2 tRNA genes and 3 rRNA genes are annotated in these 5,772 nt (G+C 50.8%); all 5 read right to left on the reverse strand.

Annotated elements, in window-relative coordinates:
• Nucleotides 1-11 precede the first annotated feature (11 nt).
• Nucleotides 12-124 (reverse strand): 5S ribosomal RNA (rrf, locus tag PMI14_RS28140).
• Nucleotides 125-285: 161 nt separating this feature from the next.
• A 23S ribosomal RNA gene (locus tag PMI14_RS28145) occupies nucleotides 286-3,164 on the reverse strand.
• A gap of 430 nt (nucleotides 3,165-3,594) precedes the next feature.
• Nucleotides 3,595-3,670 (reverse strand) — tRNA-Ala (locus PMI14_RS28150).
• A 51-nt stretch (nucleotides 3,671-3,721) separates the two neighbouring features.
• Nucleotides 3,722-3,798 (reverse strand) — tRNA-Ile (locus tag PMI14_RS28155).
• Nucleotides 3,799-3,850: 52 nt separating this feature from the next.
• Nucleotides 3,851-5,379: ribosomal RNA gene (locus PMI14_RS28160) — 16S ribosomal RNA — on the reverse strand.
• The 16S, 23S and 5S rRNA genes sit together here with 2 tRNA genes alongside, the layout of an rRNA operon.
• Between the last annotated feature and the right edge of the window lie 393 nt (nucleotides 5,380-5,772).

The following is a 5,772-nucleotide window of genomic DNA, read 5'->3' on the forward strand; positions in this document are numbered from 1 at the left end:
GGGCTGTAAGAGCCTGACGATGACCTACTTTCACACGGGAACCCGCACTATCATCGGCGCAAAGTCGTTTCACTGTCCTGTTCGGGATGGGAAGGAGTGGTACCAACTTGCTATGGTCATCAGGCATAACTTGGTGTCGGGCTGTTCAAGGAACAGCCTGACGAATTCATAGAGTATGGAATCAGATTAGATTTTTGTATTTTTGACTGCGTCTAACTTGGCATAACAATCTTTGAGCGTCCGGGTGCTGCGGTTGCAGTCACGGGGATTGGCTATCAAAGTTATAGGGTCAAGCCGCACGAGCAATTAGTATCAGTTAGCTTAACGCATTACTGCGCTTCCACACCTGACCTATCAACGTCCTGGTCTTGAACGACTCTTCAGGGGGCTCAAGGCCCCGGCAGATCTCATCTTGAAACGAGTTTCCCGCTTAGATGCTTTCAGCGGTTATCTCTTCCACACTTAGCTACTCGGCAATGCCACTGGCGTGACAACCGATACACCAGAGGTGTGTCCACTCCGGTCCTCTCGTACTAGGAGCAGGCTTCCTCAAATCTGCAGCGCCCACGGAAGATAGGGACCAAACTGTCTCACGACGTTTTAAACCCAGCTCACGTACCTCTTTAAATGGCGAACAGCCATACCCTTGGGACCGGCTACAGCCCCAGGATGAGATGAGCCGACATCGAGGTGCCAAACACCGCCGTCGATATGAACTCTTGGGCGGTATCAGCCTGTTATCCCCAGAGTACCTTTTATCCGTTGAGCGATGGCCCTTCCATACAGAACCACCGGATCACTATGTCCTGCTTTCGCATCTGCTCGACTTGTCAGTCTCGCAGTTAAGCACGCTTATGCCATTGCACTATCGTCACGATGTCCGACCGTAACTAGCGTACCTTCGAACTCCTCCGTTACGCTTTGGGAGGAGACCGCCCCAGTCAAACTGCCTACCATGCACTGTCCCCGATCCAGATAATGGACCTAGGTTAGAACCTCAAACACACCAGGGTGGTATTTCAACGTTGGCTCCATGACATCTAGCGACATCACTTCAAAGCCTCCCACCTATCCTACACAGATCTGTTCAAAGTCCAATACAAAGCTACAGTAAAGGTTCATGGGGTCTTTCCGTCTTTCCGCGGGGAGATTGCATCATCACAAACATTTCAACTTCGCTGAGTCTCAGGAGGAGACAGTGTGGCCATCGTTACGCCATTCGTGCAGGTCGGAACTTACCCGACAAGGAATTTCGCTACCTTAGGACCGTTATAGTTACGGCCGCCGTTTACTGGGACTTCAATCAAGAGCTTGCACCCCATCATTTAATCTTCCAGCACCGGGCAGGCGTCACACCCTATACGTCCACTTTCGTGTTTGCAGAGTGCTGTGTTTTTATTAAACAGTCGCAGCCACCGATTTTTTGCAACCCCGTTGGGCTCCCTCTGTTCGAGTTCACCTACTTGGGGCATACCTTCTCCCGAAGTTACGGTATCAATTTGCCGAGTTCCTTCTCCTGAGTTCTCTCAAGCGCCTTAGAATACTCATCTCGCGCACCAGTGTCGGTTTGCGGTACGGTCGTCAATAGCTGAAGCTTAGTGGCTTTTCCTGGAAGCAGGGTATCACTCACTTCGTCTGCAAGCAGACTCGTTATCACCCCTCATCTAAGCCCGGCGGATTTGCCTACCAGGCACGACTACAGGCTTGAACCAACATATCCAACAGTTGGCTGAGCTAACCTTCTCCGTCCCCACATCGCACTATTGATCGGTACAGGAATATTGACCTGTTTCCCATCAGCTACGCATCTCTGCCTCGCCTTAGGGGCCGACTCACTCTACGCCGATGAACGTTGCGTAGAAAACCTTGCGCTTACGGCGAGGGGGCTTTTCACCCCCTTTAACGCTACTCATGTCAGCATTCGCACTTCTGATACCTCCAGCATCCGTTACCAGACACCTTCACAGGCCTACAGAACGCTCTCCTACCACGTGCAATAAATTGCACATCCGCAGCTTCGGTAACTGGCTTAGCCCCGTTACATCTTCCGCGCAGGACGACTCGATCAGTGAGCTATTACGCTTTCTTTAAATGATGGCTGCTTCTAAGCCAACATCCTGACTGTTTTAGCCTTCCCACTTCGTTTCCCACTTAGCCAATTTTAGGGACCTTAGCTGGCGGTCTGGGTTGTTTCCCTCTTGAGTCCGGACGTTAGCACCCGGTGCTCTGTCTCCCAAGCTGTACTCGTCGGTATTCGGAGTTTGCATAGGTTTGGTAAGTCGCCATGACCCCCTAGCCTAAACAGTGCTCTACCCCCGACGGTAATACTTGAGGCACTACCTAAATAGTTTTCGGAGAGAACCAGCTATTTCCAAGTTTGTTTAGCCTTTCACCCCTATCCACAGCTCATCCGCTAGTTTTGCAACACTAGTCGGTTCGGACCTCCAGTACCTGTTACGGCACCTTCATCCTGGCCATGGATAGATCACTTGGTTTCGGGTCTACACCCAGCGACTGATTCGCCCTATTCGGACTCGATTTCTCTACGGCTTCCCTATTCGGTTAACCTTGCCACTGAATGTAAGTCGCTGACCCATTATACAAAAGGTACGCAGTCACCCTTGCGGGCTCCTACTTTTTGTAAGCATGCGGTTTCAGGATCTATTTCACTCCCCTCCCGGGGTTCTTTTCGCCTTTCCCTCACGGTACTGGTTCACTATCGGTCGATTACGAGTATTTAGCCTTGGAGGATGGTCCCCCCATATTCAGACAGGATTTCTCGTGTCCCGCCCTACTTTTCTCTACCTTAGTACCACACGTCTGTTTTCGCATACGGGGCTATCACCCACTATGGCCGGACTTTCCATTCCGCTTTGCTAACAGTCGTGCTATCAATAGAAGGCTCTTCCGATTTCGCTCGCCACTACTCTCGGAATCTCGGTTGATGTCTTTTCCTCGAGCTACTGAGATGTTTCAGTTCACCCGGTTCGCCTCGCATGACTATGTATTCATCATGCGATACCTCTTGCGAGGTGGGTTTCCCCATTCAGAAATCTCCGGATCAAAGCTTATTTGCCAGCTCCCCGAAGCTTATCGCAGGCTATCACGTCTTTCGTCGCCTGTAATCGCCAAGGCATCCACCACATGCTCTTAGTCACTTGACCCTATAACTTTGACATCTCTTGCAAGATATCGCCATCATCTCAAGGACTTGTCAGGTCTTTCACCTGACGCGTTATGCCGTAATGTGAATAATTCCTCGATATCACTATCAAGAAACATTCGTCATTACTAATTCAATTTACTTCACCACGCTCTCGCGCAGCTTTAGCTCGTTGAATATTCGTTTTGACGCAATCAAAAATTCTTGTTGCCGGCGGCACGGTCTGCACTAAACCTTTACGAATGTGCAGTTTCCGCCGACAACTCTGATTCGACTCTATGAATTTTTAAAGAACAGCCGATTGATCAATCGATATTGATCAACAACAAAGGGGCCTTTACCGTTTCCAGTTAAAGCCGCTTTGGTGTTGAGTAATCTCTTCACTCACTACTTGTTTTCTACTATCGCTTGTTGTTGTTCTTGTCTGTCGTTGGTGGAGGATGACGGGATCGAACCGACGACCCCCTGCTTGCAAAGCAGGTGCTCTCCCAGCTGAGCTAATCCCCCATTCGTCCACATCACCACAGCTCTCGCCGCAGCTCTACGTCCATCGGAATTTGGTGGGTCTAGTTGGGCTCGAACCAACGACCCCTGCGTTATCAACACAGTGCTCTAACCAGCTGAGCTACAGACCCTTTTCCAACAACCGATAAGTGTGGGCGTTCAATTTTGAATGCAGTTTTCCAGAAAGGAGGTGATCCAGCCGCACCTTCCGATACGGCTACCTTGTTACGACTTCACCCCAGTCACGAACCCTGCCGTGGTAATCGCCCTCCTTGCGGTTAGGCTAACTACTTCTGGCAGAACCCGCTCCCATGGTGTGACGGGCGGTGTGTACAAGACCCGGGAACGTATTCACCGTGACATTCTGATCCACGATTACTAGCGATTCCGACTTCACGCAGTCGAGTTGCAGACTGCGATCCGGACTACGAATGGCTTTATGGGATTGGCTCCCCCTCGCGGGTTGGCGACCCTTTGTACCATCCATTGTATGACGTGTGTAGCCCCACCTATAAGGGCCATGAGGACTTGACGTCATCCCCACCTTCCTCCGGTTTGTCACCGGCAGTCCCATTAGAGTGCCCTTTCGTAGCAACTAATGGCAAGGGTTGCGCTCGTTGCGGGACTTAACCCAACATCTCACGACACGAGCTGACGACAGCCATGCAGCACCTGTGTTACGGTTCTCTTTCGAGCACTCCTCTATCTCTAAAGGATTCCGTACATGTCAAAGGTGGGTAAGGTTTTTCGCGTTGCATCGAATTAAACCACATCATCCACCGCTTGTGCGGGTCCCCGTCAATTCCTTTGAGTTTCAACCTTGCGGCCGTACTCCCCAGGCGGTCAACTTCACGCGTTAGCTTCGTTACTGAGTCAGTGAAGACCCAACAACCAGTTGACATCGTTTAGGGCGTGGACTACCAGGGTATCTAATCCTGTTTGCTCCCCACGCTTTCGTGCATGAGCGTCAGTACAGGTCCAGGGGATTGCCTTCGCCATCGGTGTTCCTCCGCATATCTACGCATTTCACTGCTACACGCGGAATTCCATCCCCCTCTACCGTACTCTAGCTATGCAGTCACAAATGCAGTTCCCAGGTTGAGCCCGGGGATTTCACATCTGTCTTACATAACCGCCTGCGCACGCTTTACGCCCAGTAATTCCGATTAACGCTTGCACCCTACGTATTACCGCGGCTGCTGGCACGTAGTTAGCCGGTGCTTATTCTTACGGTACCGTCATGGACCCCCTTTATTAGAAGGAGTCTTTTCGTTCCGTACAAAAGCAGTTTACAACCCGAAGGCCTTCATCCTGCACGCGGCATGGCTGGATCAGGCTTTCGCCCATTGTCCAAAATTCCCCACTGCTGCCTCCCGTAGGAGTCTGGGCCGTGTCTCAGTCCCAGTGTGGCTGGTCGTCCTCTCAGACCAGCTACAGATCGTCGGCTTGGTAAGCTTTTATCCCACCAACTACCTAATCTGCCATCGGCCGCTCCGTCCGCGCAAGGCCTTGCGGTCCCCTGCTTTCATCCGTAGATCGTATGCGGTATTAGCAAAGCTTTCGCTCCGTTATCCCCCACGATCGGGCACGTTCCGATGTATTACTCACCCGTTCGCCACTCGTCAGCATCCGAAGACCTGTTACCGTTCGACTTGCATGTGTAAGGCATGCCGCCAGCGTTCAATCTGAGCCAGGATCAAACTCTACAGTTCGATCTTGATTTTTTCGCTCTTTCGAGCAACTCATAAAAAAGAATTGAAGTGAACTTCACTTCTATCTCATGAGCGTTTGTAGTACTAAGTACTAGTTCCGTAGAACTTGGCACTCGCCATCAAACGCCCACGCTTATCGGCTGTATATTTTTAAGGATCCTTGGCAGAAATCAGAACCGAAGCTCTTTTCTTTCTACCGACTTAGCTGCGATCAGCTGAGCCTTGAATTATAGCACGGTTTTTTAAGTTCCGTCAAACTTTTTGGAAGTTTTTGATTCGCTCAGCATCTCTGCCAACCACCATCAACCGCCCCCACACACCTTCAAGTTCAACCACCTTTCAGCAGTCAGCCCTTGTCAGCGCAGCCTTAGATTGTATACCGAGAAATCAGCG

It is taken from the genome of Acidovorax sp. CF316 (assembly GCF_000276605.1).
Taxonomy (GTDB): domain Bacteria; phylum Pseudomonadota; class Gammaproteobacteria; order Burkholderiales; family Burkholderiaceae_C; genus Acidovorax.